General features: G+C 69.9%; 30 protein-coding genes. 15 read left to right on the top strand and 15 right to left on the bottom strand.

The features are described 5' to 3' along the window. Positions 1-69 precede the first annotated feature (69 nt). From ACIPC1_RS07780 to ACIPC1_RS07765, 4 genes are all read left to right on the top strand, one after another. Positions 70-657 carry a dihydrofolate reductase family protein gene (locus ACIPC1_RS07780; protein ID WP_402514260.1) on the top strand — a complete coding sequence of 196 codons (588 nt, stop codon included), beginning with the start codon at positions 70-72 and terminating at the stop codon, positions 655-657. 336 nt (positions 658-993) lie between these two features. Beyond that, positions 994-1,407: a YciI family protein gene (locus ACIPC1_RS07775; RefSeq protein ID WP_384382608.1), complete on the top strand. Its 414-nt coding sequence runs from the start codon at positions 994-996 to the stop codon at positions 1,405-1,407. Positions 1,408-1,502: 95 nt separating this feature from the next. Then, positions 1,503-2,735, top strand: a complete 1,233-nt coding sequence (locus ACIPC1_RS07770) for an RNA polymerase sigma factor (RefSeq protein ID WP_402514258.1) — start codon at positions 1,503-1,505, stop codon at positions 2,733-2,735. A gap of 9 nt (positions 2,736-2,744) precedes the next feature. Continuing rightward, on the top strand, positions 2,745-3,101 hold the full coding sequence (locus ACIPC1_RS07765; protein ID WP_402514256.1) for a DUF952 domain-containing protein: 357 nt from the start codon (positions 2,745-2,747) through the stop codon (positions 3,099-3,101). Positions 3,102-3,108: 7 nt separating this feature from the next. Here the strand turns inward: ACIPC1_RS07765 and ACIPC1_RS07760 are convergent, their stop codons facing one another. The 7 genes from ACIPC1_RS07760 to ACIPC1_RS07730 form a co-directional block, all read right to left on the bottom strand. Further along, positions 3,109-3,888, bottom strand: coding sequence for a VOC family protein (locus tag ACIPC1_RS07760; RefSeq protein WP_384382605.1), 780 nt, complete (start codon positions 3,886-3,888; stop codon positions 3,109-3,111). Next, positions 3,885-4,736 carry a hypothetical protein gene (locus ACIPC1_RS07755; RefSeq protein ID WP_402514255.1) on the bottom strand — a complete coding sequence of 284 codons (852 nt, stop codon included), beginning with the start codon at positions 4,734-4,736 and terminating at the stop codon, positions 3,885-3,887. The genes ACIPC1_RS07760 and ACIPC1_RS07755 overlap by 4 nt, the downstream gene beginning before the upstream one ends. Positions 4,737-4,808: 72 nt before the next feature. After that, complete coding sequence (locus ACIPC1_RS07750; protein ID WP_384382603.1) at positions 4,809-5,243, bottom strand: VOC family protein; 435 nt, start codon at positions 5,241-5,243, stop codon at positions 4,809-4,811. 198 nt (positions 5,244-5,441) lie between these two features. Further along, entirely contained in the window at positions 5,442-5,822 is a 381-nt protein-coding gene (locus ACIPC1_RS07745; RefSeq protein WP_388670036.1) for a helix-turn-helix transcriptional regulator, read from the bottom strand. A gap of 122 nt (positions 5,823-5,944) precedes the next feature. Further along, positions 5,945-6,166 carry a hypothetical protein gene (locus ACIPC1_RS07740; RefSeq protein WP_402514253.1) on the bottom strand — a complete coding sequence of 74 codons (222 nt, stop codon included), beginning with the start codon at positions 6,164-6,166 and terminating at the stop codon, positions 5,945-5,947. Continuing rightward, positions 6,163-6,435 (bottom strand): hypothetical protein, encoded by a 273-nt coding sequence (locus ACIPC1_RS07735; RefSeq protein WP_402514250.1) that lies wholly within the window; start codon positions 6,433-6,435, stop codon positions 6,163-6,165. Before ACIPC1_RS07735 ends, ACIPC1_RS07740 begins: the two co-directional genes overlap by 4 nt. An 843-nt stretch (positions 6,436-7,278) precedes the next feature. Then, positions 7,279-8,184, bottom strand: a complete 906-nt coding sequence (locus ACIPC1_RS07730) for a S41 family peptidase (RefSeq protein WP_402514248.1) — start codon at positions 8,182-8,184, stop codon at positions 7,279-7,281. Positions 8,185-8,241: 57 nt separating this feature from the next. On the opposite strand from ACIPC1_RS07730, the gene ACIPC1_RS07725 reads away from it, so the two are divergent. Further along, complete coding sequence (locus ACIPC1_RS07725; RefSeq protein WP_402514245.1) at positions 8,242-8,808, top strand: ArsR/SmtB family transcription factor; 567 nt, start codon at positions 8,242-8,244, stop codon at positions 8,806-8,808. A gap of 416 nt (positions 8,809-9,224) precedes the next feature. Here ACIPC1_RS07725 and sodN read toward each other — a convergent pair whose 3' ends face one another. Beyond that, complete coding sequence (sodN, locus tag ACIPC1_RS07720) at positions 9,225-9,620, bottom strand: superoxide dismutase, Ni (RefSeq protein WP_384382597.1); 396 nt, start codon at positions 9,618-9,620, stop codon at positions 9,225-9,227. Positions 9,621-9,765: 145 nt separating this feature from the next. Between sodN and sodX the strand changes: the two genes are divergently transcribed. After that, on the top strand, positions 9,766-10,200 hold the full coding sequence (gene sodX / locus ACIPC1_RS07715; protein ID WP_384382693.1) for a nickel-type superoxide dismutase maturation protease: 435 nt from the start codon (positions 9,766-9,768) through the stop codon (positions 10,198-10,200). On the opposite strand, the gene ACIPC1_RS07710 is transcribed toward sodX, so the two are convergent. Then, positions 10,104-10,733, bottom strand: coding sequence for a CGNR zinc finger domain-containing protein (locus ACIPC1_RS07710; RefSeq protein ID WP_402514242.1), 630 nt, complete (start codon positions 10,731-10,733; stop codon positions 10,104-10,106). The genes sodX and ACIPC1_RS07710 overlap by 97 nt on opposite strands. Before the next feature lie 115 nt (positions 10,734-10,848). Here ACIPC1_RS07710 and ACIPC1_RS07705 point away from each other — a divergent pair, with 115 nt between their 5' ends. Continuing rightward, positions 10,849-11,607, top strand: a complete 759-nt coding sequence (locus tag ACIPC1_RS07705; RefSeq protein WP_402514240.1) for a class I SAM-dependent methyltransferase — start codon at positions 10,849-10,851, stop codon at positions 11,605-11,607. 160 nt (positions 11,608-11,767) lie between these two features. On the opposite strand, the gene ACIPC1_RS07700 is transcribed toward ACIPC1_RS07705, so the two are convergent. Genes ACIPC1_RS07700 through ACIPC1_RS07690 form a run of 3 tightly spaced genes read right to left on the bottom strand, consistent with a single transcriptional unit; the run spans position 11,768 to position 14,479 of the window. Then, positions 11,768-12,529: an amino acid ABC transporter ATP-binding protein gene (locus ACIPC1_RS07700; RefSeq protein ID WP_402514237.1), complete on the bottom strand. Its 762-nt coding sequence runs from the start codon at positions 12,527-12,529 to the stop codon at positions 11,768-11,770. Further along, entirely contained in the window at positions 12,526-13,491 is a 966-nt protein-coding gene (locus ACIPC1_RS07695; protein ID WP_402514235.1) for an amino acid ABC transporter permease, read from the bottom strand. The genes ACIPC1_RS07700 and ACIPC1_RS07695 overlap by 4 nt, the downstream gene beginning before the upstream one ends. 28 nt (positions 13,492-13,519) lie before the next feature. Further along, on the bottom strand, positions 13,520-14,479 hold the full coding sequence (locus tag ACIPC1_RS07690) for an ABC transporter substrate-binding protein (RefSeq protein WP_402514233.1): 960 nt from the start codon (positions 14,477-14,479) through the stop codon (positions 13,520-13,522). A gap of 541 nt (positions 14,480-15,020) precedes the next feature. On the opposite strand from ACIPC1_RS07690, the gene ACIPC1_RS07685 reads away from it, so the two are divergent. The 4 genes from ACIPC1_RS07685 (at position 15,021) to ACIPC1_RS07670 (ending at position 18,447) form a co-directional block, all read left to right on the top strand. Next, positions 15,021-16,286: an NADP-dependent malic enzyme gene (locus ACIPC1_RS07685; RefSeq protein WP_402514232.1), complete on the top strand. Its 1,266-nt coding sequence runs from the start codon at positions 15,021-15,023 to the stop codon at positions 16,284-16,286. Between the two features lie 295 nt (positions 16,287-16,581). Continuing rightward, positions 16,582-17,547: a zinc-binding dehydrogenase gene (locus ACIPC1_RS07680; protein WP_402514230.1), complete on the top strand. Its 966-nt coding sequence runs from the start codon at positions 16,582-16,584 to the stop codon at positions 17,545-17,547. 118 nt (positions 17,548-17,665) lie between these two features. Continuing rightward, positions 17,666-17,875 carry a helix-turn-helix domain-containing protein gene (locus tag ACIPC1_RS07675; protein ID WP_402514228.1) on the top strand — a complete coding sequence of 70 codons (210 nt, stop codon included), beginning with the start codon at positions 17,666-17,668 and terminating at the stop codon, positions 17,873-17,875. Continuing rightward, positions 17,875-18,447 carry a Clp protease N-terminal domain-containing protein gene (locus ACIPC1_RS07670; protein WP_402514226.1) on the top strand — a complete coding sequence of 191 codons (573 nt, stop codon included), beginning with the start codon at positions 17,875-17,877 and terminating at the stop codon, positions 18,445-18,447. The genes ACIPC1_RS07675 and ACIPC1_RS07670 overlap by 1 nt, the downstream gene beginning before the upstream one ends. A 132-nt stretch (positions 18,448-18,579) precedes the next feature. On the opposite strand, the gene ACIPC1_RS07665 is transcribed toward ACIPC1_RS07670, so the two are convergent. Together ACIPC1_RS07665 and ACIPC1_RS07660 are read right to left on the bottom strand one after the other, a co-directional pair. Beyond that, positions 18,580-19,776 (bottom strand): helix-turn-helix transcriptional regulator, encoded by a 1,197-nt coding sequence (locus ACIPC1_RS07665; protein WP_402514223.1) that lies wholly within the window; start codon positions 19,774-19,776, stop codon positions 18,580-18,582. Position 19,777: 1 nt separating this feature from the next. After that, positions 19,778-20,713: a DUF4097 family beta strand repeat-containing protein gene (locus ACIPC1_RS07660; protein WP_402514221.1), complete on the bottom strand. Its 936-nt coding sequence runs from the start codon at positions 20,711-20,713 to the stop codon at positions 19,778-19,780. A 158-nt stretch (positions 20,714-20,871) separates the two neighbouring features. On the opposite strand from ACIPC1_RS07660, the gene ACIPC1_RS07655 reads away from it, so the two are divergent. After that, positions 20,872-21,711, top strand: coding sequence for a hypothetical protein (locus ACIPC1_RS07655; RefSeq protein ID WP_402514218.1), 840 nt, complete (start codon positions 20,872-20,874; stop codon positions 21,709-21,711). Positions 21,712-21,833: 122 nt separating this feature from the next. Here ACIPC1_RS07655 and ACIPC1_RS07650 read toward each other — a convergent pair whose 3' ends face one another. Further along, a complete protein-coding gene (locus ACIPC1_RS07650) occupies positions 21,834-22,019 on the bottom strand; it encodes a DUF6104 family protein (RefSeq protein WP_010061466.1) in 186 nt (61 codons plus the stop codon). A 183-nt stretch (positions 22,020-22,202) separates the two neighbouring features. Here ACIPC1_RS07650 and ACIPC1_RS07645 point away from each other — a divergent pair, with 183 nt between their 5' ends. The 3 genes from ACIPC1_RS07645 (at position 22,203) to ACIPC1_RS07635 (ending at position 26,391) form a co-directional block, all read left to right on the top strand. Further along, positions 22,203-23,027: a CU044_2847 family protein gene (locus tag ACIPC1_RS07645; RefSeq protein ID WP_402514216.1), complete on the top strand. Its 825-nt coding sequence runs from the start codon at positions 22,203-22,205 to the stop codon at positions 23,025-23,027. Then, the gene (locus ACIPC1_RS07640; protein WP_402514214.1) at positions 23,024-25,135 is read left to right on the top strand and encodes a trypsin-like peptidase domain-containing protein; all 2,112 of its coding nucleotides are present in this window, start codon (positions 23,024-23,026) and stop codon (positions 25,133-25,135) included. Before ACIPC1_RS07645 ends, ACIPC1_RS07640 begins: the two co-directional genes overlap by 4 nt. Positions 25,136-25,350: 215 nt before the next feature. Continuing rightward, positions 25,351-26,391: an AAA family ATPase gene (locus ACIPC1_RS07635; RefSeq protein WP_402514213.1), complete on the top strand. Its 1,041-nt coding sequence runs from the start codon at positions 25,351-25,353 to the stop codon at positions 26,389-26,391. Positions 26,392-26,396 lie beyond the last annotated feature (5 nt).

The following is a 26,396-nucleotide window of genomic DNA, read 5'->3' as shown; positions in this document are numbered from 1 at the left end:
ACTATAACTGTAGTGGTTAGAGGCGACCGCCGGAGTCGCCACGAACCTCGCCGACGAAAAGAGACCAGCTTGCGCAAGCTCACGTACTTCGTCGCCTGTTCGATCGACGGCTTCATCGGAGCCCCGGACGGCGACGCACAGTTCTTCATACCGTTCGTCGACGAAGAGTTCTTCGAGGACTTCCTGAAAGCGGAGTATCCGGAGACCCTGCCGACCCACGGCCGTCGCCCGCTCGGTATCGACGACCTGGAGAACCGGCGATTCGACACGGTCATCCAGGGCCGCGCCAGCTACGACGTGGCACTGGACGCGGGCGTGACCAGCCCGTACGCGCATCTGCGCGAGTACGTCGCCTCGCGCAGCCTCAAGGAGTCGCCCGACCCGCATGTCGAGATCATCGCGGACGACGTCGTCGGGAGGGTTCGCGAACTCAAGGCCGAGGACGGCGAGTTCGGTATCTATCTGTGCGGCGGCTCGCGGCTCGCGGGCGCGCTGGTCGACGAGGTGGACGAGCTGGTCATCAAGACGTACCCGGTGGTGTTGGGCTCCGGCATGCCGATGTTCGGCTCCGGGTTCGACGTGGCCGAGTACGCGCTCGACCAGGTGCGCCTGTTCAAGAACGGGGTGCTGGTGAGGACGTACAGCAGGAAGCGCTGAACGGCCTTCCGCAATACCCTGAAGACATGGGCACCGATGAGTACGTTTGTTCCGCTTGCGGGCAGCCGGTCGCCACGGTCGTGAAGAGGCAAAAGACCCTGGGTGCGTGGGTTCCCGTGTGGGTACCCGGACCCTGCCGGGACCCCGAATGCAAGGCGTATGCCGACGAAGCCGAGGAGGATCCCGGGGCCGCCGTCCGGCCCGCGGATCCCGTCACGAAAAAAACCTGATCGAGTCCGCGCGGCCGTGTAGAGAAACGCGGGCCGGCTTCGACGTCTCCTGCGAGAGCCGCCCGACACGGGCGGTCCGAACCGAGGAAACCGAAGGAGCGGACTCATGAAGTACCTGGTGATGGTGCAGGGATCGCAGGCCGACTACGAGGGCATGCGGGGCAAGCCCTCCCCCGGGTCCCCGGTCTGGAGCGAGCAGGAGCTGCAGGCCATGTACGCCCACATGGGCGCGATCAACAACGACCTCTCCGAGTCCGGGGAGCTGCTCGACGCGCAGGGCCTGGCCGAGTACGACCGGACCCGGCTGGTCACGGCCGACAAGGACGGCAAGCCAGTCATCACCGACGGTCCGTACAGCGAGACCAAGGAGCTGATGGCCGGCTTCTGGATCCTGGAGTGCGAGAGCCTGGAGCGGGTCACGGAGATCGCCGCGCGCGTCGCCCAGTGCCCCGCTCCCGAGGGAGCCACCGAGTACCCGGTGGTCATCCGGCCGATCCTGGACGGCGCAGGGGACATCTGAGCCCTATGGGTCAGGTGAATCCCGCGAGTCGTACAGGTCAGATGAGCCCCGCGAGTCGTATGGGGCAGGTGAGTCGTACGAGTTCCATGGGTCAGGTGAGTCGCACGACCGAGGTCGAGGACCTGCTGCGCCTGCACGCGCCGCAGGTTCTCGGCGCGCTCGTACGCCGGTACGGGCATTTCGACGCCGCCGAGGACGCCGTACAGGAGGCGCTGCTCGCGGCGGCCGGGCAGTGGGGTCGCGACGGCGTGCCCGACAACCCGCGCGGCTGGCTGATCAAGGTCGCCTCGCGGCGGCTGACGGACGCCCTGCGCAGTGAGGAGGCGCGGCGGCTGCGGGAGGAGAGGGCGGTGGCGCTGACGCCCCGGGACGAGTTCCTGGCGCCGCCGCCGGGAGCGGCCCGGGCGCCGAGCGAGGACGACACGCTCTCCCTCCTCTTCCTCTGCTGCCACCCGGAGTTGACCCCGCCCGGCCAGATCGCGCTCACCCTGCGAGCCGTCGGCGGTCTGACGACGGCGGAGATCGCCCGGGCCCATCTCGTGCCCGAGGCGACGATGGCCCAGCGGATCAGCCGGGCGAAGCAGCGGGTACGGGGGACCGGATTCGGGCGCCCGGACAACTGGGAGGAGCGGCTGCCCGCCGTACTCCACACGCTGTACCTGATCTTCAACGAGGGCTATACGGCGACCTCCGGAGCGGCCCTCCAGCGGGCCGAACTCGCGGGCGAGGCCGTCCGGTTGACCCGCACGGTCCGCCGGCTCCTCCCCGAGGACCGGGAGGTGGCGGGGCTGTTGGCGCTGATGCTGCTGACCGACGCCCGGCGCGCCGCGCGCACCGGTCCGCACGGCGAACTGGTCCCGCTCGACGAGCAGGACCGCGGCCTGTGGGACAAGGCGGCGGTGGAGGAGGGCGTGGCGCTGGTGACGGAGGCGTTGTCGGTGTCACGGGGGAGGGCGGGGCCGTATCAGCTGCGGGCGGCCATCGCCGCCGTGCACGACGAGGCACCGTCGGCGGACGCCACGGACTGGCGCGAGATCCTCGGTCTGTACGACATCCTGGTCCGCCGGGTCCCCGGGCCCGTCGAGCGTCTCAACCGTGTGGTGGCGGTAGCCATGGTGCACGGGCCCCGGGCGGGACTTGCCGAACTGGAGCTGTTGGAGGGGGAGTCGGCGCTCGGGCATCGGCTCGACGCCGTCCGCGGTCATCTGCTGGAGCGCGCGGGGGACGCGGCGGGGGCTCGTGCCGCCTACGACTCGGCGGCCGGGAAGACCCTCAGCCTTCCCGAGCAGCGCTATTTGCAGGTGCGGGCCGCCCGCCTGGGGCCGTAGCGTTCGGGTATGGCTGATGAACCCCTCCCATCCGTCCAACCCCTCCTGCACATCACCGAGCGCTCCCTGTGGGACGCGGCGCGCGCGTCCGGCGCGTACGAGATGTCCACCCGTGGCCGGACCCTCCAGGAGGAGGGCTTCATCCACTGCTCGCTGCGCCACCAACTCCCGCGCGTGGCGGCCTTCTTGTACGGCTCCTACGCAGGCCCCGACGAACTGGTGGTCCTGGTGATCGACGCCGAACGGCTGGGCGTCCCCCTGCGCTACGAGGCCGTGGAGGCCGGGGGCGAGGAGTTCCCGCACATCTATGGACCGATTCCGGTCGCGGCTGTCGTGGACGTCGAGGAGTGGGACTCCGGCCGCTGACGGCCCGCTACCGCAGGCCGCCCGTTTCGGGATCGCGGGGCGTCAGACAGTACGTGCCGCCCGACGGATCCCGCATCACCGCCCAGCGGGCGCCCCGGCCGAGGAGCGTGGCGCCGAGAAGCTCGTGACGGATACGGACCGCGTCGATGTCCGAGCAGGCGATGTCGATGTGGGCGGAGGTGGGGCGGGCGGAGCCCAGGCGTTGCAGGAGGATGCGGACGGGGAGCTCGGCGGGCGGCCTGACCACGTGGAACTCCGGGAGTGCGCCCGGGTCGGACTCCCATCCGGTGAGGGCGCTCCAGAAGGCGATCTCCGCCTCGTACACGGCGGGTGCCAGGTCGATACACACCTGGTCGACACGGCTGGTGACCCCGGACGGCCCCTTGACCACCGGGGGCCGCGTCGACTCCCCGTGCCACGGCACCGCGCAGAACAACTGCCCACCGGGGGACCGCAGTACGGCCCACCCTCCGTGGTCCGCGACGATCTCGGCACCCAGTCGCAGCGCCGCCTCCACCAACGCGCGTACGTCCTCGACGGCGAGGTCGAGATGGGCGCCCCCGGCGCCCGGCCCCGACCCCGCGACGCCCTGCGCCTTCACGCAGGCGTCGGCCGCCCCCTCGGGCAGCAGGGTCACGAACTCGCCCCGGTCGCCGCGCCGTTCGGACAGCTTGGTGCGCGTGACCGAGGCCCAGAAGTCGCAGGCCGCCGCGAACTTCTTCATCGGCCGGTCGACAAAGGCGTAGGTCCACCGGATCGGCTCTGTCAGCCGGATCGGCTCCGTCATGGTGTCTTCTCTCCGATCAGGCCGTGCAACGACGTTGTCACGCGCGCGACGAACGCGTCCCGCGCGGTGGGGGAGAGGGCGTCCAGGGACAGATACGGGTTGAGATCCTCCAGTTCGACGAGGAGGAGCTCACCGCCGGGTGCCCGGCAGGCGTCCACGCGCTGGATCCCGTACGCAATGTTGTTCCAGTCGACGAACCGCTGCGCGAACTCCCGGTCCCGGTCGGTCGGTTCGTAGGGCTCCAGGGCCCACCGCTCGTCGGGACGGGGTGCGTACAGGGCGTACTGGAAGGTGTGGTCGACGAAGTAGAAGGACACCTCGTACTCGAAGTCGACGCGCGGCTGGACGAGGACGTCGCCGTACGCCGCCGGGTCGGTGAGCCGTTCGCGGGGCACGAACTCCAGCCCTATGGAGTCCGCTCCCAGCTTCGGCTTCACCACGTAGGTGTCGACGTCCCCGAGCCGGCCGAGGTCCTCCGCGCGGTCGACGGTGGGGATCACCGGATACCCCGCCGCCGTGAGCTCCAGCAGGTATCCCTTCCCCGCCATGTCGCCCTTGCCCGACAGCTGGTTGTAGACGCGCACGCCGTCCGCGGCCGCCCGCTCGCGGAACGCGTCGTGGTGCGACTGGTGGTGCGCCTGGTGGTTCAGGACCGGTCCGCTGTTGCGTACGACCACCGCGTCGAAGGCGTTCATCAGCGCGGCCGCGTCCAGCGGGTGGCACACGGCGATGTCGAACTCCTCGCGCAGCCGGGAGGTGAGGAAGATGTCCTCGTCGCAGTACCGGCGGCCCTTGGCCGGATAGGCCAGGTCACTGACGTACAGGATGCTGGGGCGCGCGGACGGCATGGGGTCTCCCGGAGGTGGTGATCAGCCGATGGTAGGCCCCGCACATCCGGGACCGGGCCGTCCGCGCCGCGGTCAGGCGCCGGGGGCGCGCGTGTTGAAGCGGAGGAGGTTGCCCGCCGGGTCGCGGAAGGCGCAGTCGCGGACGCCGTAGGGCTGGTCCGTCGGCTCCTGGAGGACCTCGGCGCCGGAGGCCTGGACGCGGGCGAAGAGGGCGTCGCAGTCCGGCGTCGAGAAGATCACACCGCGCAGCATGCCCTTCGCCAGGAGCTCGGCCATGGCCTGCCGGTCGGCGGGGGAGGCGTTCGGATCCGCCGCGGGGGGCTCCAGGACGATCTCCACGTCCGGCTGGAGCGGCGAGCCGACGGTGACCCAGCGCATTCCCTCGAATCCGACGTCGTTACGGACCTCCAGACCAAGAACGTCACGGTAGAACGCGAGCGCCTTGTCGTGGTCGTCCACGGCGATGAAGCACTGGGACAGTTTCAGGTCATCCACGGGTCCAGTCATGGGGGCCACGCTAGGGCCTGTCCGGCGCATCAGGTCGGAGGAAATCGACGGCGCCGCATCGGCGCAGGTGAGCGGGGCTTGATACGTCGAGCTGCGAGCCCTCGTCACCGGCGTGCCGGGGCAGGACACCTAGGTCCTGTCGGCGCATTCCCGTCGTCGCCCGGAGTCGCGAGGCAGACGGGAATGTGATGACGGGACCTAGAGGCGTGTGCCCGGTTCCGCCTCCGGATTGCGGTGGCGGGCCGGGCGGGTGAGGCGCTGGGCCACGCAGGACGGGATCGGGGCGCCGTGCTCGTGCGGCCGCGCCCGGTACGCGCTCGGCGTCTCACCGACCAGCTCCGTGAAACGGGAGCTGAACGAACCGAGCGACGTACAGCCCACGGCGAAGCACACCTCCGTGACCGTCAGCTCGCCGCGGCGCAGGAGGGCCTTCGCGCGTTCGATCCGGCGGGTCATGAGATAGGTGTACGGAGTCTCGCCGAAGGCGGCCCGGAAGCTCCGCTGGAAATGGCCCGGCGACATCAGCGCGGTACGCGCGAGCTCCGCCATCTCCAGCGGCTCGGCGTACTCCCGGTCCATCCGGTCACGGGCCCGGCGCAGCCGGACCAGGTCCTCCACCACGGTCACCCGACCAGGATGGCATGGGGACTGACATCGATGGCGTCGTGGCTTGGGACACATCGGCCGGCAGCGGCCGTACCTCAGCTGTACCGAGAGCGGGCCGGCTCGCCGGTGTCGTCCCGGCGCCCGGATACGCACCAGGCCATCGATTTCAACCGCTGTACGTCCAGGTCCGCGCTGCCTGCCGGGGCAAGCAGCGCCGCGTACACCACCGCGCGGCTGCGGGCCTTCGCTCTCCAGCCCCGCCGGATCAACCACACGGTGAGGAACTGCCGGGCGGTCGCATGGACGAGGATGCTCAACGCGGTGTCCGCGACATAGCTGGTGACGACTTCGCCATCTGCTCCCGTGCGATGAACCCGAGCACCAAGACGACCGCCGCCGCGAGGAGGCTTGCGACCGCTGTCGCCGAAGCCAGTCCATGGGCGATCGGCGCCGATTCCTTCATGGGCAGGTATTTGCTCCCCGAGAGACGTGGAGGCCAGCCGGTCGTGAGGTCGATGCCGGACCCGCGTGCGGCCTCGCCGACACCGGCATCGCTCGACAAGGCCGGCTCTACGGCTCCTGCCACGGTGTCGGACCTGCCATCGGCCTGGCCGCGGCCATCGACTCGCTCGGGAACAACGGAAGGGACCCGGCCGGTTCTCCGGCCGAGCCCCTTCTGTACGCAATGATCGTGCTGACCCGCGAGGCTGCGTCGCCCATGAGGAATGCTCACAGCTGCAAGGGGGCGAGCGCCTGCCGCAGCTCGGCAACCGAGGCCAAGAACTCGAACCTCTGAGTCAGTACATTCAGCTGCTGGAACACCCGACGTAGTCGCTCAGGGGGGCCGCCCTCAGTGGCTGTCGCGTCATCGAGCTCGTCGAGCAAAACCGCCAGTCGCGCAACCTCGGGTTCCTGAGTCAGGCGCTCCAGGTCCGCTCGGACCTCTGCGCCGGCCGCACGAACCTCGGCGTATGGACCACCGTCGGCTCCAGCTGCCGAACCCGCGGATACGCTTAGGCGACGAAGCCTGGCGGGTGTTTGCGTAACAGCCCCGTGGGGGTTTTCCGAGCCTCTCGCCAGGAGCAGAGCCGGTCGTAGAAGGTGACCAACTCGATGAACCCTCCGCCGGCGCCCCCCAGAACGGCACATTGCCAGACATGCATCACGCCCCCCGCTCACGTCGGGCCCGTCCGATGTAGGCGCGGGCTGAGCAGCGCCTCACCATAGTTCCGCGAGCCCTGGGGCGGGTTGCTCTTTGCGGCACCCACACAGGAGCTCTCAAGAGGTGCGTACGTACCCCGTTGCGGCCGCCGTCTACGACGGTGAACCTGGTCGTGCGGGGTGAGCGCGCTGGAGGCCGACGCAGACTCAGCCGCCGATGTGGATGGGGGAGGCGCTGCGCGCAATGCCGTCGATGAGCTGGACTGGGTCAGCCTGCCAGTCGGGCGAGGGCCAGTGCGTGCGCGCGGTCGAGGGAGTCGGCGGCAGCGCAAGGGATGTCCGGCTGCACACCGGTGCCCTCCCAGTTCGTGCCGGAGACGGGGTTGATGGCGCGGCCGACGGGGACGGTGGCTTCCAGGTGCGGGTGCAGGGTCCAGCCGTTGCACGGGTGGGCGCCGCCGCGGGTGCGCTCGCCGACGACTGTGGCGCGGCCGAGCTGTTGGAGGTCGTACGCCAGCTCTTCAGCGGCGGAGAAGGTGTTGTTGCTGGACAGTACATACAGCGGTTTGCTGCCGCCGAAGCTCGCGCCGGGAACGTGCGGCAGACTCCACGACTGCTCGGTGCGCTCGCTGCCGCGCCAGTACATGGTGTTGAGGTGGGTGCGCTCGTCGAGTAGGTAGCTGCAGACGAAGGCGACCGTGTCCGGGTCGCCGCCCCGGTTGGCGCGAAGGTCCACGATCAGCGCCTGGGCGCGGGAGGCCAGGGTGAGCGCGGCGCTCAGCGGTTCGGCGGCCCATTCCAGCGGAAACAGCATCGGTGCCAGCTCCACCACGGCGACCCCTCCGTCGAGCAACTGCACCCGGGGCGCACCGCCCAGCGAGGTGTCGAAGTCCCGGCGCATGGCGTCCAGGGTGGCCACCCCCTGCTTCGGGGAGACCGGGTCGGCGTGGTGCTTCAGTCTCAGGTGCCGGTCGCCGTTGACGGACTGCAGGTCCGCGGTGACCAGGCGGGCGAGCTCCTCGGCCCCCTCGACGTTGTAGGACCCCTCGGCCAGGCGCCGTTGCAGCAGGCCGACGAGCTGCTCGGCTATCTCGGGGAAAACGTAGTGCTCGGTCAGCAGCCGGGCTGTCTCGTCGATGACAGGGGCCGGCACAAGCATCGTCGGAGTCGTCATGGCAGGGAGTAGAGCACTGCCCTTGCGAAAGCGTCAACGAGTTTAGACACTTTCGGTATGCGTGATCAGCCGCCCTATCAGCCGCCCTATCAGCCGCCCTATCTGCCGCCTCCTGAGGACGTCCTGGAGATCGGTGCGCCTGAGCAGTTCGCGGCGCTCTCTCACCCGTTGCGTCAGCGGTTGCTCTTCGCCCTGGGCCACCGGCCTGCCACCACCAGCCAGCTCGCGGCGCAGCTCGACGCGAAGAAGGGCAACGTGGCCCACCACCTCAAAGTGCTCCGCGAAGCCGGGCTGGTCCACATCGCCGAGACCCGCCAGGTCCGCGGCGGCACCGAGCAGTACTACCAGCGCACGGCCCGTCACATGGTCGTCGCCGAACCCCAAGCAGCAGGCACCGCCGCGATGCTCGCCGCGGTCGCCCAGGAGCTGGACCGCTCTCCCGCCGAGACCCACCTGACACTGCGCCACCTGCGTCTCAGCCCCGCGAAGGCAAGAGAACTCGGCGAGACCCTCGCCCGACTGGTCGACGAGGCCGAGGAAGACGCAGAGGACCAGCCCCTGCACGGTGTGTTGGTGGCGCTCTATCAGCAGGCCCGGCCGACCAGCACCACCAGTTCCGCCTAGGTCCTGTCGTCACCTTCCCGTCGTCGCCCGGAGGGCGGCCTCGCGGCGTCAGGTGCGTGCTCTCGGTGTGCCGGGCGTGGACCCTCGTACGCGTTCCCCTCGGCTTGGGGGAAGCCGCTCCGGACGAACGACCAGTTCTACGGCCGCTTCTGGCACCCGATCGTCGAGGGGCACGAGGCGCTGCCACAGATCCGTGGGCGCAAATTCCGTCCAGAGATCCCCCTATCGAAGGGCTGGAGGGGGAGAAGGCCGCCGGCGGGCTGCGCAAGATCATCTCTCAAAAATCTCTCAGTTGATCTTAAAATCGCTGGGGAGATGCCGAAGGGGCCCGGTCGGAAAGTCGACCGGGCCCCTTTAAAAAGGCCGCTGACCTGCGAGGGTGCACCGCTCGCCGGTCACCCTGAACTGACTGTGCGTCAGGCCTTCTTGGTCTCCCAGAAGATCTTGTCGATCTGGGCGATGTAATCCAGCGCCTTCTGGCCCGTCGCCGGGTCGGTGGACGCCTTGGCGGCCGAGAGGGCCTTGAGGGTGTCGTTGACGAGCTGGTGCAGCTCCGGGTACTTCTCGAAGTGCGGGGGCTTGAAGTAGTCGCTCCAGAGCACCGAGACGTGGTGCTTGGCGAGCTCGGCGCGCTGCTCCTTGATGACGGTGCCACGCGTCTGGAAGTGCGGGTCGTCGTTGGCGGCCAGTTTTTCCTGGACGGCCTTTACCGACTCCGCCTCGATGCGGGCCTGGGCAGGGTCGTACACACCGCAGGGCAGGTCGCAGTGCGCGCTGACCTTGACCTTGGGGGCAAACAGGCGGGAGAGCATGCTGCTGTCCTTCCTCGTGATCGTCTTCTCAGGTGGGACATTACTCCGTAGGAGACGGGTTTTCGCGAGTGCCCCCGTGGGCTTAGGACAAAAGTCCAGGGTGAGACTGGGACTCGTGGAGGATAGGACCGGGGAGGTGCCGGTGATGCCGGAGCTGTCGCAGGAGACCGAGCGTGGGAGGGCCGTCCTGCCGTTTGGGGCGGCGGAGGTGACAGGGCCGTCCATGGTGCCCACGCTGCGGCACGGGGATCGACTCGTCGTGCAGTACGGGGCGCGGGTCAGGCCGGGGGACGTCGTCGTACTGCGGCATCCGTTCCAGCAGGATCTGCTCGTCGTGAAGCGGATCGCGGAGCGGCGTGAGGGCGGGTGGTGGGTGCTCGGCGACAACGCGTACGCCGGTGGGGACAGCACCGACTACGGCACCGTGCCCGAGGAGCTCGTCCTCGGGAAGGTGCGATTTCGGTACCGCCCGCTGCGAAGGGATCAGCGGTCGCCGTTCGCGCTGGCGCGCTGGGCGCTGGGCGCCGCCAGGCCCGTGCTGTCCGACCGGTCCGCGTCCAGGCGTTTTCGGGCGCGGTAGGCGGCCACGTTGGCGCGGGTGGCGCAGCGGTCCGAGCAGTAGCGCCGGGAGCGGTTGGTGGAGGTGTCCAGGTAGGCGTTGCGGCAGGGCGCTGCCTCGCACAGGCCCAGCCGGTCGACGCCGTGTTCCGTCAGGTGGAAGGCCAGGCCCATGGCCGCGATCGCCGCGTAACCCGCGGTCGCGTTCGACGGGTGGTCCGCCAGGTGCATGTGCCACAGCGGGCGCCCGTCGTCGTCCCGGTAGTCGTGCCCGGAGATCTGCGGGCTCACCGGGAACTCCAGCAGGAGTGAGTTCAGCAGGTCCACGGCCAGGGTCTCGTTGCCGCCGTCGGCCGCCTCGAAGATCGCACGCAGCCGGGCCCGTACGGAACGGAAGCGGGTGACGTCCGCGTCCGTGGTCCGGCGGGCCGCCGAGGAGTTGCCCCCGAAGAGGTCACGGACGGCGTCCACCGAGGTGAGCGAGTCCTTGCCCCGGAGCGGCTCCTCGCTGTTGACGAGGCGTACCGCGTAATCCGAGTAATAGGCCAGTTCCACTTGTAGTCCTTACGAGGGCGCTCTATCGTCGTGGATGTGCAGAAGTAACAGATGACTGTGCTTCAAGGGTATTACGGGCAGTGCCGGTAGCACGCGGCCGAGCGAAGGGGCTTTCATGACCACCACCACCGGAACCGACTGGGGCGCCTGGCAGGAGAGCTGGGACCGGCAGCAGGAGTGGTACATGCCGGACCGCGAGGAGCGCTTCCGGGTGATGCTCGACATGGTGGAGGCCCTGGTCGGACCCGCCCCGCGCGTCCTCGACCTGGCCTGCGGCACCGGAACCATCACCGCCCGGCTGTTCGACCGCCTCCCGGGGGCCACCAGCACCGGCGTCGATCTCGACCCCGCGCTGCTCGCCATCGCCGAGGGCACCTTCGCGGGCGACGACCGGGTCAGCTTCGTCACGGCCGACCTCAAGGACCCGCAGTGGCCCACCCGGCTGCCGTACGACTCGTACGACGCCGTCCTGACCGCCACGGCCCTGCACTGGCTGCACAGCGAACCCCTCGCGGCCCTCTACGGTCGGATCGCGGACCTCGTCCGCGACGGCGGTGTCTTCATGAACGCCGACCACATGATCGACGAGACGACGCCCCGGATCAACGCGGCGGACCGTGCGCAGCGGCACGCCCGTATGGATCAGGCCAAGGCGAAAGGTGTCCTCGACTGGGCCGAATGGTGGCAGCTGGCCGCCCAGGACCCCGTCCTCGCCGCGCCGACCGCCCGCCGGTTCGAGATCTACGGTGAGCACGCCGACGGCGACACACCCTCCCCCGACTGGCACGCGCGCGTACTGCGCGAGAAGGGCTTCGGGGAGGCCCGTACCGTGTGGCGCTCACCGTCCGACGCGCTGGTGCTCGCGGTCAAGTAGTCGCTCGGGTACGGCGGCTCACGGAGAGACTCAAGTGGCCACTCCGGTACGGCGACTCACGGAGAGACTCAAGTGGCCACTCCGGTACGGAGATTCACGGCGGCGCACGGAAAGGGGCGGTACGGATACCCGTACCGCCCCTTTCCGTGCGTACCGTCGGCTACAGCACCTTCGACAGGAACGACTGTGTCCGCTCGTGCTGCGGATTCGTCAGTACCTCGCGGGGGTTGCCGGCCTCGACGACCACGCCGCCGTCCATGAAGACCAGCGAGTCGCCCACCTCGCGGGCGAAGCCCATCTCGTGGGTGACGACGATCATCGTCATGCCGGACTCGGCGAGGTCGCGCATGACGTCGAGGACGTCACCGACGAGCTCGGGGTCGAGCGCCGAGGTGGGCTCGTCGAAGAGCATCAGCTTGGGGTCCATCGCCAACGCGCGGGCGATGGCGACACGTTGCTGCTGGCCGCCGGAGAGCTGCGAGGGGTAGGTCTTCGCCTTGTCGGCCAGGCCCACCCGCTCCAGGAGCTGGCCCGCGCGCTCCCGTGCCTGGGACCTGCTGACGCCCTTGACCTGGACCGGCGCCTCCATGACGTTCTCGAGCGCCGTCAGGTGCGGGAACAGGTTGAAGCGCTGGAACACCATGCCGATGTCCCGCCGCTTCAGCGCGACCTCGCTGTCCTTGAGCTCGTACAGCTTGTCGCCCTTCTGGCGGTAGCCGACCAGCTCACCGTCGACGTACAGGCGCCCGGCGTTGATCTTCTCGAGGTGGTTGATGCACCGCAGGAAGGTCGACTTGCCGGAGCCGGACGGGCCGATGAGGCAGAACACCTCACCGGTGTTCACCTCCAGGTCGATGCCCTTGAGGACCTCGACGGGGCCGAAGGACTTGTGGACGCCCTCGGACTTCACCATGGCGGTCATCCCTTGCCCCTTCCACTGCCGAGCACAAGCACGTTCGCCTTGATCTTCTGCCAGGGGGTTTTCGGCAGGCTGCGGCTGGAGCCGCGCGCGTAGTACCGCTCCAGGTAGTACTGGAAGACGCTGAACACGCTGGTCATGACCAGGTACCAGATCGACGCGACGAAGAGCATCTCCATCACCGCGTACGACGTGGAGCCGATCACCGAGGTCGAGCGCAGCAGCTCGTTGTACGTGACCGCGACCACCAGTGACGAGGTCTTCAGCAGGTTGATGAACTCATTGCCGGTCGGCGGCACGATGACGCGCATCGCCTGCGGGATCACGATCCGGCGCAGGGTCTTGGTGTGGCTCATGCCCAGCGCGTGCGAGGCCTCCGTCTGGCCCTCGTCGACGGCCAGCAGACCGGCGCGGCAGATCTCGGCCATGTACGCGGCCTCGTTCAGGCCGAGGCCGAGGAGGGCGCACATGAACGGGGTCATGACGTCCGTCATCTCGTCCTTGTAGATCGGACCGAGGTTGAGGACGGGGAAGATCAGCGCCAGGTTGAACCAGAGCAGCAGCTGGACGTAGACCGGGGTGCCGCGGAAGAACCAGATGTACAGCCAGGCGACGCCGCTGGTCACCGGGTTCTTCGAGAGCCGCATCACCGCGAGGACGATGCCGAGGACCACACCCACGATCATGGACAGCACGCTGATCAACAGTGTGCGGCCGGCGCCCTGGACGACGCTGGACACGAAGAGCTGGTCGCCGACCGTGTGCCACTGGATGTTGCCCTGCGAGAACGCGTAGACGAGAGCCGCGAGGAGCGCGAGGACGATGATGCCGCTGGCCCACCGGCCGTAGTGCGAAACGGGGATTGCCTTGATGGCCTCCGGGCCGCCCGCGGGCACCGGGGACGGGGAAACCGTCTCTCCCGGGGGCGGGTTGTCCGAGGGGGACTTGTCGAACTTGTCAGTCACGTGACTGCCCTTCAGTGGTGCGCTGGGCTCACTTGCCGCCGTTGATCGCGGACTTGTCGATCGCGCCCGACTCCGCGCCCCACTTCTCCAGCACCTTCTTGTAGGAACCGTCCGCGATGATCGCGTCGACGGCTTCCTTCAGGACATCGCGGAGCTCGGTGTTCTTCTTGCTCAGCACGATGCCGAACGGCCCGGCGTCGTACTGCTCGCCGACGACCTCGAACGCGTTGCCGTTGTCCGCCTTGCGGGCCAGGTCCAGGGCCACCGGGTAGTCGTTGATACCGGCCACGGCACCACCGGACTTCACCCGGGTCTGGGCCTCGGTGTCGTTCTCGAAGGACTCGATGTCGATGGCCTTCTTGCCGGCGTCCGTGCACTTCTTGGACTGGTCCTTGAGGGCCTGCTCGTACGTGGTGCCGCGCTGCACGGCCGCCGTCTTGCCGCACAGGTCCTCGATGCCGTTGACGCCCTCGGGGTTGCCCTTCTTGACGTAGATGGCCGTGCCCGCGACGAAGTAGTCGACGAAGTCGACGCCCTCACCGAGCTTCTTGCCACTGTCGTCCAGGCCCTCCTGGCGCTGCTTGTTGTCCGTGATGGACGACATCGCGATGTCGTAGCGACCGGAGTTGACCGCGGTGATCAGGCCGTCGAAGGAGCCCGAGGTGAACGTGAGCTTCACACCGAGCTGCTTGCCGAGCGCGTCGGCGATGTCCGGGTCGACGCCGACGATCTTGCCGTTCTCCACCGACTCCATGGGGGCGTACTCGGCGTTCGTGCCGACCTTGATGACGCCCGCGTCCTGGATCGCCTTCGGCAGCTTGGAGAACAGCGGGGCGCTGTTGGCCGACTCCGAGGAGTTGCCGCCTCCGTCGTTGCCCGTCTGGTCGCCGCAGCCGGCGAGCAGCAGGGCCCCCGCGACCGCGATCGCACCGACCGCGGCTGTCCGGGAGCGGATGGCGGTCGTACGACGGGTGGAGCTTGCGGTCATGTTGGGTCCTCCGGCGGATGAGTGGGGTGCCGATGGGTCGACGAGAACACACACCTTCGGGTGTCGCGACCTTGTGTGATTACGGCATCTTGCCATTCGGACGTCGTCATTCAGACGACCAGCCATGTCAAAATCGGATAACGGGTGACCCCCGAACCGCCCAAGGCCGGGACATCGAGGCCGGATCTTGTACGGGAACTGATCCTTCCGACCGGAAGATCTTCTGCGCATCTCGGGACGCGAGCGACAACCGCCCCTGCACATGCGCCGCCATGTGGGCAAATCCTGTACGTGTCCACATATTCGGCTATGAGTCGTGTCACCGGCGTGTGATCTTCCCGCCATGGGCTCGCCGTCCACGCGGTCCGTCCGGTAGGAAGGTTCTTTACACCCCTCATCCGGGGCTCAGGGCGCGTGTGCGGCGCGCCCGTCGCGTAAACGCCCGTACGCAACCACGGCGGCTGGGCTTACGCGGTGCCCGCCCACCCCTCAATCAGGAGTGGTCACCCTCAAAACATGCAGACCTAAGGGGTAAAACAAAGTGGCAGCGGAGATTGTCAATCCTCGCACCGCGAGCAGTGGTGACAGCAGTGGCAGCGGTGCCGGCAGCATCGACGGTGGTACGGATCAGGAGCGTGTGGGCGAGCCCCTCGATTCCTTCGACCCCGTGTTCGCGCTGCACCGTGGCGGCAAGCTGGCCGTGCAGGCCACCGTGCCCGTCCGTGACAAGGACGACCTTTCCCTCGCGTACACGCCCGGCGTCGCCAAGGTGTGCAGCGCGATCGCCGAGCGGCCGGAACTCGTCCACGACTACACGTGGAAGTCGTCCGTCGTCGCTGTGGTGACGGACGGTACGGCCGTCCTCGGACTCGGGGACATCGGCCCCGAGGCCTCCCTTCCGGTGATGGAGGGGAAGGCGATCCTCTTCAAGCAGTTCGGTGGGGTCGACGCCGTGCCGATCGCGCTCGCCTGCACCGGCGTCGACGAGATCGTCGAGACGGTGGTCCGGCTCGCGCCCTCCTTCGGGGGAGTGAACCTGGAGGACATCTCGGCGCCCCGGTGCTTCGAGATCGAACGGAAGCTCCAGGAGCGGCTGGACATCCCGGTCTTCCACGACGACCAGCACGGGACCGCCGTCGTGACCCTGGCGGCCCTGCGGAACGCCGCGAAGCTGACCGGCCGGGAGCTGGGCGACCTGCGCGCGGTGATCTCCGGTGCGGGTGCGGCCGGTGTCGCCATCGCCAAGTTCCTGCTGGAGGCCGGGCTCGGGGACGTCGCCGTCACGGACCGCAAGGGTGTCGTCTCCGCGGACCGCGACGACCTGACGGACGTCAAGCGTGAGCTGGCCGCGATCACCAACAAGGCGGGCATCTCCGGTTCACTGGAGTCCGCTCTGTCCGGTGCGGACGTCTTCATCGGTGTTTCCGGCGGTACGGTGCCGGAGCCGGCGGTGGCTTCCATGGCCGAGGGCGCGTTCGTCTTCGCCATGGCCAACCCGAACCCCGAGGTGCATCCGGAGATCGCCCACAAGTACGCGGCTGTCGTCGCGACCGGGCGGTCGGACTTCCCGAACCAGATCAACAACGTGCTGGCGTTCCCCGGGATCTTCGCGGGGGCCCTTCAGGTGCGGGCCTCCCGGATCACCGAGGGGATGAAGATCGCGGCGGCGGAGGCGCTGGCCGCGGTGGTCGGGGACGATCTTGCCGCGGACTATGTGATTCCCTCGCCGTTCGACGAGCGGGTGGCTCCGGCGGTTACGGCCGCGGTGGCCGCGGCTGCTCGGGCGGAGGGTGTGGCTCGGCGCTGAGGTGCGGAGTGGGTGGCCCCGCTGGGAAATTTCCGGCGGGGCCATTTTTTGCCTGGGCGTCCGGGGGCATGGTTATTCGCCCCCTCCGCCGCTGCCCGTCCCTTGTTCCTGGGGGCTGCCGCCCCCAGACCCCCGCATCGGCCTGAACGGCCTCGTCCTCAAACGCCGGACGGGCTGAAATGACGGCCCCGGACGTGATGGGAGGCGGGCTGGAATGCGGCCCCGGACGTGACGGGACGCGTGTCACAGAGGGACGTGGTTCCGTGTGGCGGGGGCGGCGCCTATCGTCAAGGTCATGTTCGCTGCCTACGCCGCCCGGATCGACCGTGACCAGCCACTCAACGGCCTGGAGTTGGGGGAGCGTCCGGTCCCCGAGGAGAGGCCCGGCTGGACGACCGTGAACGTGCGGGCCGCTTCCCTCAACCACCACGACCTGTGGTCGCTGCGCGGAGTGGGCCTGGCCGAGGACAAGCTGCCGATGATCCTCGGGTGCGACGCCGCCGGGATCGACGAGGACGGCAACGAGTTCGTGCTGCACTCCGTCATCGGGCAGACCGGGCACGGGGTCGGCCCCAAGGAACCCCGTTCCATTCTCACCGAGCGCTACCAGGGCACCTTCGCGGAGCGGGTCTCCGTGCCCGCGTGGAACGTGCTGCCGAAGCCCAGGGAGCTGTCGTTCGCGGAGGCCGCCTGTCTGCCCACGGCCTGGCTGACGGCGTACCGGATGCTCTTCACCAACGCGGGCGTACGCCCAGGCGACTCCGTGCTCGTCCAGGGCGCCGGCGGAGGAGTGGCGACGGCCGCGATCGTGCTGGGGAAGGCCGCGGGGCTGCGGATGTTCGCCACCAGCCGCGACGAGGCCAGGCGGAAGAGGGCCGTCGAGCTGGGGGCCGTGGAGGCGCTCGAATCCGGGGCTCGGCTGCCGCAGCGGGTCGACGCGGTGATCGAGACGGTGGGGGCCGCCACATGGTCGCACTCCATCAAGTCGCTGCGGCCCGGCGGCACGCTGGTCATCTCGGGTGCCACCAGCGGCGACCGGCCCTCGCACGCCGAACTGACCCGCGTCTTCTTCCTTGAGCTCAGGATTGTCGGCTCGACGATGGGTACCAAGGACGAGCTGGAGGACCTGCTGTCGTTCTGCGCCGCCACCGGTGTGCGGCCCGTCATCGACGAGGTGCTGCCGCTCGACCGGGCACGCGAGGGGTTCGAACGGCTGGAGTCCGGCGACCAGTTCGGGAAGATCGTTCTTGCCGTGGGCTGACGGTCGTGTGGAGTCGTATGCAGGTGGTTTCGGTTTCGGCGGGCTCGGATTCCTCGGGTCCGCCGTTTGCGTGTCAACTTTGATTGACGGATGCCGGGTGTCAATGTAGGTTGACATCATGACCGAAGCAACGGATCTTGCCGAGCGCGCGGGTGATCGTGATCCGCGCATCGGGCTGCGGGCGGTCTCCGCGCTGCGGAGGTTGTTGGAGCAGTTGGAAGCGGTGCAGGTGCGCAGCGCGCGCAATCAGGGCTGGTCGTGGCAGGACATCGCCGCGGAACTCGGAGTGACCAGGCAGGCCGTGCACAAGAAGTACGGGAGGCAGTGATGTTCGAGCGGTTCACGAAGGACGCGCGGGCCGTGGTCGAGGGGGCGGTCGGGCACTGCGAACGGGCGGGGGAGAGGCGGGTCGAGGAAGCGCACATGCTGCTCGCCCTCCTGGACCGGGAAGGCAGCCGGGGCTCGTTCGTCCTGGCATCGCTCGGACTCGCGGGACGGCGTGACTCCGTCGTACGGGAACTCTCCGAGGCGCGGCGGAGAGGTGGGCTCTCCCGCGCGGACGCCGACGCCCTCTCGGGGCTCGGTATCGACCTCTCGGAGATCGTTTCCCGGGTGGAAGAGGCGCATGGGGTGGGCGCGTTGGAGGCGGGGCAGCGGGATGCCGGTGGGCGCCGGTCGCGGCGGCCCGGCTTCGCGCCCGGGGCCAAGGACGTGCTCACCCAGTCGCTGCGGATCGCTCTCGCCCATCAGGACCGGCACATCGGGGACGAGCACCTTCTGATGGCGCTTGCCTCGCGGCCCGGTGTTCCCGCCGAGGTACTGGCCGATCACGGGGTGACGTACGCGGGGGTTGTGCGGGTGCTGTACGGGGACGGGGGCGGGGTGGCCAAGGCGGGGTGAGGTGGGGGCGGGTGGCGGCGGATGGCGGCATTTTTTCGCCCCCTCCGCCCCTGCCCGTCCCGTATCCGGCGGCTCCGCTCCCAGGCCCCCCTATCGCGCTGAACGCGCTCGTCCTCGATCGCCGGACAGGTCCTAAGGGGTAGCCCTGCGCAATGCCGCCCCGATGTGGGCTGCCGCCGTCGACAAGTGGCGTCGGGTGTCGCGGAGTTGGTCCTCCGTCACGCCGTGGTCGCGGGCCGCGTCGCGGATGTCGTCGCGGAAGCGGTCCAGGAGGCGGTCCAGGTCGCGGGCCGGGTTGCCGGTGGAGTCCTCGTGGGCCCAGGAGGGTTCGTAGCCGGCGGGGAAGTCGTCCGGGGTGACGGTGTACTCCGGCTCCTTCGCCCTCTTCGTCTCGCTTGCTTCCTTGGCCGAGGTGGCCGATGTGGCCGAAGCGGCTGATGTCGTCGGCGAGTCTGATGTGGCCGATGTGGTGGATCCGGCTGCCGTTTCCGTGCGGCCGAAGCCGAAGTCCTTGCCCAGGTCCTTCGCGAAGTCCTTGCCCAGATCCTTGCCGAAGTTCTTTCCGAACTCGCCGAACTCCTTGGCCAGCTCGGTCAGGCCCTCGCGGACGCCTGTCGGCCAGTCGCCCCGTGCGAAGTGGTCCTGGAACTGGTCCTGGACATGCTTGGCCATGCGCTGCATCTCCTCCTGGGCCTGGGCGCGGGTCCTTTCCTGGGCCTCCTTGGCCTGGCGGCGGGCACGCTGCGCCTCGTCGCGGGCGCGACGGCTCTCGTCCTTCGCGCGGCGGGCCTGCTCCTTCCACTCCTGCTTGACGCGCCGCATCTCCTCCTTCGCGGCCCGCCACGACTCCTTGTCGAGGTTGTCGCCGAATTCCCCGAACTCGCCCCGAGCGGTGTCGTGTTCCTTGGCCGTGGAGCCGCCCGCGCCACTCGTGCCACCCCGTCGGGCCTCCGTGGCCGCCGCTCGCATCTCGCGTCGCAGGTCGCCTGCCGCGCCCCGTACGTCGGCACGGATCTCCGCCGCGAGCTCCGCCACCGACTCGCGGATCTCCAGCTCCAGGTCGGCCAGCTCACCGCTGCGGTCGGCTAGTTCGGCGCGGCCCGCGTCCGTGATCGCGTACACCTTGCGACCGCCCTCGGTCGTGTGTGTGACGAGGCCCTCGGTCTCCAGCTTCGCCAGCCGCGGGTAGACGGTGCCCGCCGAAGGGGCGTACAGGCCCTGGAAGCGCTCCTCCAGGAGCCGAATCACCTCGTACCCGTGGCGCGGGGCCTCGTCCAGCAGCTTCAGGAGGTAGAGCCGAAGGCGGCCATGGGCGAAGACGGGAGGCATCTCAGAGCACCTTCTTGCTGGTCGGGGCGTCGGTCGCGGGGTCGGTAGTGGTGCCGGTAGCGGTGCCGGAGGGGGCTTCGGGTGCGGTCTCGGGTGTGGTGTCCTGCGGGTCCTCGGGTGGCTCGTCCTCCGTCGGCGGCCTGCGCAGCAGGGCGATGGAACCGGAGATGGTCACCGCCTTCAGCTTGCCGTTGCCCGCGCCCAGCCGACCGGTGATCTTCTTGGCGCCCCACTGCCCGCCGACCCGGAGATCCTCGAAGGCGCTGGAGACGCTGCCGCTCGCGGTGTTCGCCTCCACCACCGCGTCCGCCGGGTGCGGGAGCCGGATGGCGATCTCGCCCGAGACGTTCGACAACTGGACGTCCGTCGGAGTGCCCGTGGCGTCCAGGTCCACGATCATCGAGCCGCTCACCGACTCGGCCCGTACGGAAGATCCCGAGCCCTCGACGACCGTCAGGTCGCCGGAGACGGAGTTGAAGCGGAGGTCACCTGTGACGGCCTGGGCCTCCAGACTCCCGGACACCGTATCCACGCGAACCGGGCCGGCGATGCGCACCAGTGTCGTGTCGCCCGTGACGCCCTTCACCTCTACCCGGCCGTCCGTCCCGGAGATCACGGCGGCGGCGCCGACCACGCCCAGCTCGACGCGGGTGCTCGCCGGGACGGCCAGGGAGACCACCGCGCTGCGGCGCCAGCTCTTGCGGTCGAGCCATTTGAGGAAGCCCTTCCAGGGAAGGTCCTCATAGGCCACCGTGAGGGTGCCGCCCTCCTGAGTCACCTGGAGCGGCGGGCCCTCCAGCTCGGAGACTTCGAGCCGGGCGGAACCCTCGTCGGTACCCACGACGTTCACTGTTCCGTTGACGACGCGCACATGCAGGGCCGTCACGGGGGCGTCGAAGGTGAGCTTGCCGGGCTCTGCGACGGACCACTCGGACATGGTGCGACCTCCTCGACAGGATCGGGATGGGACGCGCCATATCGCGTCTTCCACGTAACACGATATATCGCGGATACGGAAAGTCAAGACATCGGTTCCGATGGCCTCCTGGCGGGCAAAAGGGGCAAGTCGCTCGTAAGTACGCCTACGGTATGACCATGTCCTCGACGTCCGGCGAGTCCTCTGGTCGGCCTTCCGGCCAGGCCCCCGGCGGCCTGCTCCTCTGCCGGGCGCGGCCCGAGTCCGTCGGGTCCGCCGCCCAACTGCTGCGTGAGGGGATGCTGCTCACCGCGGCCGGTGCCGAGTGGAGTGTGCTGGTTCCGGAGGGCAGGCCCTGGCTGCACGGTGCCGAACCCGTCGACCGGGTGCTCACCGGCTGGGCCACCGCTCTCGCCGTCGGCGCCCCCTGGCCCGTACTGGCCCTCTGGTGGGACGCCGACCGCAGCGGCTACACCCTCGCCTCGGGTTTCCGCCGCACCGTCGGCTACGAGTGGCTGGCGAACGGCACCCCGGTCGGCGAGGACGAGGCGATGCGCACCTTCGCGGCCCGCCTCGGTCTCGATCCCGTGCTGGACATGCAGTCCCTGGAACGGTTGGCCGAGCCCGACTCCGCCGCGGACGCCCGGGCGCGCATGCGCGGGCTGCTCGCCGTCCTCACGCGCGCGGGGGTGGCACTTCCGGCCGGGCTCACCCCGGGGGAGCCCATCGGAAGGCTCCGTGAAGTGGCCCGGGTCCAGCCCGGTGCCGAGCAGATCGAGTGGACGGGGTGGGCTGCCGCGGTCCGTGCGGAGCTCGACGTCGTGGAGGGTGGCGGCCTCGGGCCGTGGCTGCGTGGCCCGAAGGCCCGCGCCCTGGCCGTGGCCCAGTTGGCCGCCGGTCTCCCGCTCGCCGCCTGGGGTGTACGCCGGAGCAGTGGCGGTTGGACCGCCGCGGGGGCCCTGCTGGTGATCCACGGCGTGCTCGGGCTCGCGTACGACCGGCTGCGGGCCTTCGGCTGATCTCGCCCGGCACCGGCACCGGCACCGATACCGATACCGACACCGGCACCCTTACCGACGGCACCGTTGGCCGGCGCTCGCGCGAGCCGGGATTTCGCGAGCCGGAGCTACGCGAGCCGCGACTACTCGTCCTCGTCGTCCTCGTCGTCCAGCCGTGCCAGCCATGTCGCCAGCCGTTCCACCGGGACCTCGAAGTCCGGGTTGAGGTCGACAAACGTACGGAGCTGCTCGGCGAGCCACTCGAAGGTGACCTCTTCCTCGCCGCGCCGCTTCTCCAGTTCTTCGATGCCGCGGTCGGTGAAATACATGGATGGTGCTCCGTGAGTGAAGTGGCGGGCGGGAGTCTTCCCGTGAGGGGAGGCTGGGAAAAGGATAGGCGGGGGCGGGTGACGCCCGGAGGTCCTCTCGCGCGGCTGTCGGCCTGCCGCTAGCCTGCGCAACGGGGCGGCGGGACCACGGGGGCGGGGGGCAATGGGGGAACGGGGGATGACATGGGTGATGGAGTGACCCGTATCGCACGGATCGAACTGCCCGACGGGACACCGGTATGGGCGAGGATTTCCGGCACCGAGGAGTTGGAGGAACCGTCCGGCGGGCTGTCGTACACGGACACGGGTTTCGGTGAGCGGATCGAGGCGCAGGTCGAGAGCCTGCAGTCCGTGATCACCGGTGTCGCACGCTCGCTGGCCGCGCCGCTGCGTGCCGTCCGGCCCGACGAGGTCAGCGTCGAGTTCGGGATCGAGCTGACGGCAAAGGCGGGCAAGGTGATCGGCCTTCTCGCGGAGGGCGAGGCAAAGGCCGCCCTCACGGTCACCCTCACCTGGAACGGCGGCCCGCCGGATCTCGACCTGGTCGACGGCACGGGCGGACTGACCGGGCCCGCCCAGGTGGGTGGGACGGGTGGATCGGCCGGGCCTGCGCCGGTGGGCGGCACCGGCGGACCGATCGGCTCCGTTCCGGTGGTTGGGGCCGGTGGACCGGCTGGCTCCGCCGTGGTGGGCGGCGCTGGCGGACAGGCCGGGCCTGCCCTGGTGGTTGGGGCCGGTGGACCGGCTGGCTCCGCCGTGGTGGGCGGCGCTGGCGGACAGGCCGGGCCGGCCCAGGTGGTAGGGACCGGCGGACCGATCGGCTCCGCCCCGGTGGGCGTGACCGCCGGACCGGCCGATCTCACCTCGGTCGGCGGCACCCCCGGACCGGCCGTCCTCACACCCGTCGGCGGTACCGGCGCCCCGTCGGTCCCTGTTTCAGGGGGCGCGTCACCCGGCGCCCCGGCGCACGGTGGCGGCGCGGACGGTTCTGCCGGGGGCGGAGCATGACAGACGGGCACGCCCCGGGCGCGTCAGGAGGGCTCGGGAACGCTCACCGTGCGCTGCGTGATCTCGTCATGGCGGCGACGGTCCGCATCCATCGGGCGGGGGCAGGGTATGAACTGGACGAACCAGGCACGTTCCTCGGGAGCGGGTTCTTCATAGCTCCCAACTGGGTTCTCACCTGCGCGCATGTGGCGCTGAGCGGAGAGGGGGGCGAGGTGACCGTGGTGTACGAGACCGGACCGGGACGCGGTACCTCCGCCGTCGCCGGTGAGACAGCGGCCGCTCTCCCGGAGCACGTCCAGCGTGCGGTGCGCCGCAGTTGGCCGGCGCCCGACCTCGCGCTCGTGCGGCTGCGTGAGCCCGTCGACCATGACTGCGTCTATGTCACCGAGCGCCCGGCCGCCTACTACGGGGAGGCGATCGTCTTCTACTCCGGATGGTCCGAGGTGGGCGGGGAGCTGCGCCGGCTGAACGGAACCTGCACCGTGCAGGGCACCCTCGGCGGCTGGTCCCCGGACGAGCAGATACGGCTGGGCGGCGATGTGCTGCCGCCCGGTGTCTCGGGCGGGCCGGTGGTCGACCCCGTGAGCGGTGCGGTCGTCGGCGTACTGAAGTCGCAGGCGGACCGGGGGCTGGGCGGCACGTCCACGGGCGTGGAGCAGTTGCGTTCCCTGCCCGTGCCGCCGGAGAGGGCGCGGGCCGAGCACGACGATCCCTACCAGGCCGTCTTCCACGCCCATGACCGATACCACCGGGACCGGCAGCGCCATCCCGACAACGACCGCGGCACCTGGGCCGACGTACAGAACCAGCTCGGCGCACGGGCGGGCCGCGCCCTCGACCCGGACGAGCGGACCCAGTTGCTCGGCCGGCTCGCCGACCTGCCGCCGCCGGTCAGCACCCCGGCCCTGCTGGACATCCTCGAATCCCTCCTCGGCGGCCGGGCCGCGATCCCGCACCCGGCCCCGCGCGCGTGGCGCGACGGACTCGGCGCGCTGTACGAGAGCCCCCGCCAGGACGGCGCGCTGGAACTCGTCCTGGACTACGCGATGCGGGTCCTGTCCGCGGAGCGTCCCTTCGTCACGCCCGGCACCCACAGCGCGGAGCACGCGCTGTGGGCCTGGGTGCGGCAGACCTCGGAAGGCCGGGCGGGACCCGACTACCGCCGCCGGCTCGGCCGGCAGCGGATCGAGGGGCTCCAGGCACCGCGGCGCGAGGCGTCTCCACCGGACGAACAGTCGGCGCACGCCACCGACCTCGCGCCGCACACCTTCGCCCTCCTCGAACTGGTGCAGCGGGGCTGGGAACCGGACCGCTGCGACTGGCGGGTCTCCGTCGCCAGGCCGACCGGCGAAGTGGTGCGCGTCCGCGACGGTGAGCGCGCCCTGCTGTCCGCCCTGCCCGGCCCCCTCGGGGCGCCGCTAGCCGAGGCCTTCAGGCAGTGCGACGAACCAGGACGGCCCGCCGTCCTCCAGGTGGCGCTGCCCCACCCGCTGCTCGGACTGGACGTCGACACCTGGCAGTTCGGCCCCGGCGAGCCCTCGCTCGGTGCGCACCGGCCGGTGATCGTGCGCTGCGCCGACCGGGAGCAGTTGCCCGACGTGGACGATCCCGTCGTACCGGGCGGCGAGCAGTTCCCCGCCCGGGAGGAGCACGACGGACGCGACGCCCGCTGGCACACCATCCACGCGCACGGCGCGAAGGCCGAAGTCCTGGACTGCGAGGACGGATTACGGGTACCCGTGCCACTCGCGCGGTCGCTGCGCGACCTGCCCCCCAGAACGGTGCCGGTGCTCTGCCGCTACGGCGACCGACGCTTCGAGGACGACCAGGTGGCGCTCGTACGGATCGTGCACGGCGGCTTCGGCGTCGCGCTGTGGCGGCGCTGGCGCGGCCAGACCGACGCCGTGTGCGGAGAGTTCCACCGTGGCGCGGACGACACCGTCGCGCGCGCGGGCAGTGCGGAGCGGCTTCCCGGACTCGTCCACGAACTGCGGGCGGGGCTGCGCGCGGGAAAACTGGAGACCTATTGGGCCGATGGAATCGCCCTGTTCTACGACGATCCGCGCCGGCCCCTGCCCGGTACCGGGGACCTGTTGGAGGCGCCATGAGCGGAGCAGCCGGCAGTGGGTCGCACCGAGCAGGTACCCCCGGGCCGAACAGGACGACGCCGACGGTCCGTACCAGCTGGCTGAGCTGGGCGCGTACGCGCCCAACCGGCCTGCCATGACTCGGCACTTGGCTCTATCGAGGCCTTCCGAGGGTCGATACCGTGATGCACGTTCGACGGCTGCCGTGGTGGACGAGTGACGACGAGGACTGGGCAATGACCGAATCCAGCGAGTGGCTCATCTACCGGGGTGCCGGTGAACCTCACGAGGGCATGGACCGCCTCCCGGCCCCGCCTCCGTGGCGCGACTTCGCGAGCCGCGACGACGCGGCGGCCGAGCGCCTGACGAATGGTGACGGTTCCCAGGACCGCAGGCTGGGCGCGCACCGGCACCTGGCCGAACTGCACCGTCCGGGAGCCGAGGAACTCGAGATGATCAACGCGGCGCTCTATCTGCGCCGGCCTCTCCTCGTCACCGGCAGTCCGGGCGCGGGCAAGAGCACACTCGCGCATTCCGTGGCGTACGAACTGGGTCTGGGCAATGTGCTGCGCTGGCCGATCGTCAGCCGGTCCACCCTCCAGGACGGCCTCTACCACTACGACGCGATCGCCCGGCTCCAGGACGTGCAGATCGCCGCGCCCCAGGGCGCCGACCCCACGGCTCCCGGGGCCCCCGGCTCCGTCGAGGGCATCGGCAGTTACATCCGCCTCGGCCCCCTCGGCACCGCACTGCTGCCGTCCGACACCCCGCGTGTGCTGCTCATCGACGAGCTGGACAAGAGCGACATCGACCTGCCCAACGATCTTCTGAACGTGCTGGAGGAGGGCGAGTTCGCGATCCCCGAGCTGGAGCGGGTCGCCGACCGGCTGCCCGGCGGCGAGGCGCAGGTGCTCACCGCCGACGGCACCAAGGCGACGGTGCGGGACGGCCGGGTGCGCTGCCGTGCCTTCCCGTTCGTGGTGCTCACCAGCAATGGCGAGCGTGACTTCCCGGCTCCGCTGATGCGCCGCTGTATCCACCTGGAGCTCGGCCGGCCGGACCACCAGCGGCTCGCAACCTTCGTACGCGCCCACCTCGGCGACGAGGCCGCGCGCGCCGGAGATGACCTCATCACCCACTTCCTGGAACGCTCGCGCAGCGAACTCGTCGCCGCCGACCAGCTGTTGAACGCCATCTACCTCACCGACGCGGCCGCCCCGCCCAGCCGCGACCGTCTCGCGGACCTGCTCATCCAGCGGCTCGACCGCCCGAGGTGACGCGC

The organism is Streptomyces sp. NPDC087263, assembly GCF_044744645.1.
GTDB lineage: Bacteria > Actinomycetota > Actinomycetes > Streptomycetales > Streptomycetaceae > Streptomyces.
This window is presented reverse-complemented; position numbering and strand designations above follow the sequence as displayed.

Excerpts from the sequence above, each read along its gene's own strand:
- ACIPC1_RS07775 (WP_384382608.1), top strand. The coding sequence starts at position 994 with ATGAAGTACCTGGTGATGGTGCAGGGATCGCAGGCCGACTACGAGGGC.
- ACIPC1_RS07765 (WP_402514256.1), top strand. The coding sequence starts at position 2,745 with ATGGCTGATGAACCCCTCCCATCCGTCCAACCCCTCCTGCACATCACC.
- ACIPC1_RS07760 (WP_384382605.1), bottom strand. The coding sequence starts at position 3,888 with ATGACGGAGCCGATCCGGCTGACAGAGCCGATCCGGTGGACCTACGCC.
- ACIPC1_RS07755 (WP_402514255.1), bottom strand. The coding sequence starts at position 4,736 with ATGCCGTCCGCGCGCCCCAGCATCCTGTACGTCAGTGACCTGGCCTAT.
- ACIPC1_RS07750 (WP_384382603.1), bottom strand. The coding sequence starts at position 5,243 with ATGACTGGACCCGTGGATGACCTGAAACTGTCCCAGTGCTTCATCGCC.
- ACIPC1_RS07745 (WP_388670036.1), bottom strand. The coding sequence starts at position 5,822 with ATGGACCGGGAGTACGCCGAGCCGCTGGAGATGGCGGAGCTCGCGCGT.
- ACIPC1_RS07730 (WP_402514248.1), bottom strand. The coding sequence starts at position 8,184 with ATGACGACTCCGACGATGCTTGTGCCGGCCCCTGTCATCGACGAGACA.
- ACIPC1_RS07725 (WP_402514245.1), top strand. The coding sequence starts at position 8,242 with ATGCGTGATCAGCCGCCCTATCAGCCGCCCTATCAGCCGCCCTATCTG.
- sodN (WP_384382597.1), bottom strand. The coding sequence starts at position 9,620 with ATGCTCTCCCGCCTGTTTGCCCCCAAGGTCAAGGTCAGCGCGCACTGC.
- sodX (WP_384382693.1), top strand. The coding sequence starts at position 9,766 with ATGCCGGAGCTGTCGCAGGAGACCGAGCGTGGGAGGGCCGTCCTGCCG.
- ACIPC1_RS07705 (WP_402514240.1), top strand. The coding sequence starts at position 10,849 with ATGACCACCACCACCGGAACCGACTGGGGCGCCTGGCAGGAGAGCTGG.
- ACIPC1_RS07700 (WP_402514237.1), bottom strand. The coding sequence starts at position 12,529 with ATGACCGCCATGGTGAAGTCCGAGGGCGTCCACAAGTCCTTCGGCCCC.
- ACIPC1_RS07690 (WP_402514233.1), bottom strand. The coding sequence starts at position 14,479 with ATGACCGCAAGCTCCACCCGTCGTACGACCGCCATCCGCTCCCGGACA.
- ACIPC1_RS07680 (WP_402514230.1), top strand. The coding sequence starts at position 16,582 with ATGTTCGCTGCCTACGCCGCCCGGATCGACCGTGACCAGCCACTCAAC.
- ACIPC1_RS07675 (WP_402514228.1), top strand. The coding sequence starts at position 17,666 with ATGACCGAAGCAACGGATCTTGCCGAGCGCGCGGGTGATCGTGATCCG.
- ACIPC1_RS07670 (WP_402514226.1), top strand. The coding sequence starts at position 17,875 with ATGTTCGAGCGGTTCACGAAGGACGCGCGGGCCGTGGTCGAGGGGGCG.
- ACIPC1_RS07665 (WP_402514223.1), bottom strand. The coding sequence starts at position 19,776 with ATGCCTCCCGTCTTCGCCCATGGCCGCCTTCGGCTCTACCTCCTGAAG.
- ACIPC1_RS07660 (WP_402514221.1), bottom strand. The coding sequence starts at position 20,713 with ATGTCCGAGTGGTCCGTCGCAGAGCCCGGCAAGCTCACCTTCGACGCC.
- ACIPC1_RS07655 (WP_402514218.1), top strand. The coding sequence starts at position 20,872 with ATGTCCTCGACGTCCGGCGAGTCCTCTGGTCGGCCTTCCGGCCAGGCC.
- ACIPC1_RS07650 (WP_010061466.1), bottom strand. The coding sequence starts at position 22,019 with ATGTATTTCACCGACCGCGGCATCGAAGAACTGGAGAAGCGGCGCGGC.
- ACIPC1_RS07645 (WP_402514216.1), top strand. The coding sequence starts at position 22,203 with ATGGGTGATGGAGTGACCCGTATCGCACGGATCGAACTGCCCGACGGG.
- ACIPC1_RS07640 (WP_402514214.1), top strand. The coding sequence starts at position 23,024 with ATGACAGACGGGCACGCCCCGGGCGCGTCAGGAGGGCTCGGGAACGCT.
- ACIPC1_RS07635 (WP_402514213.1), top strand. The coding sequence starts at position 25,351 with ATGACCGAATCCAGCGAGTGGCTCATCTACCGGGGTGCCGGTGAACCT.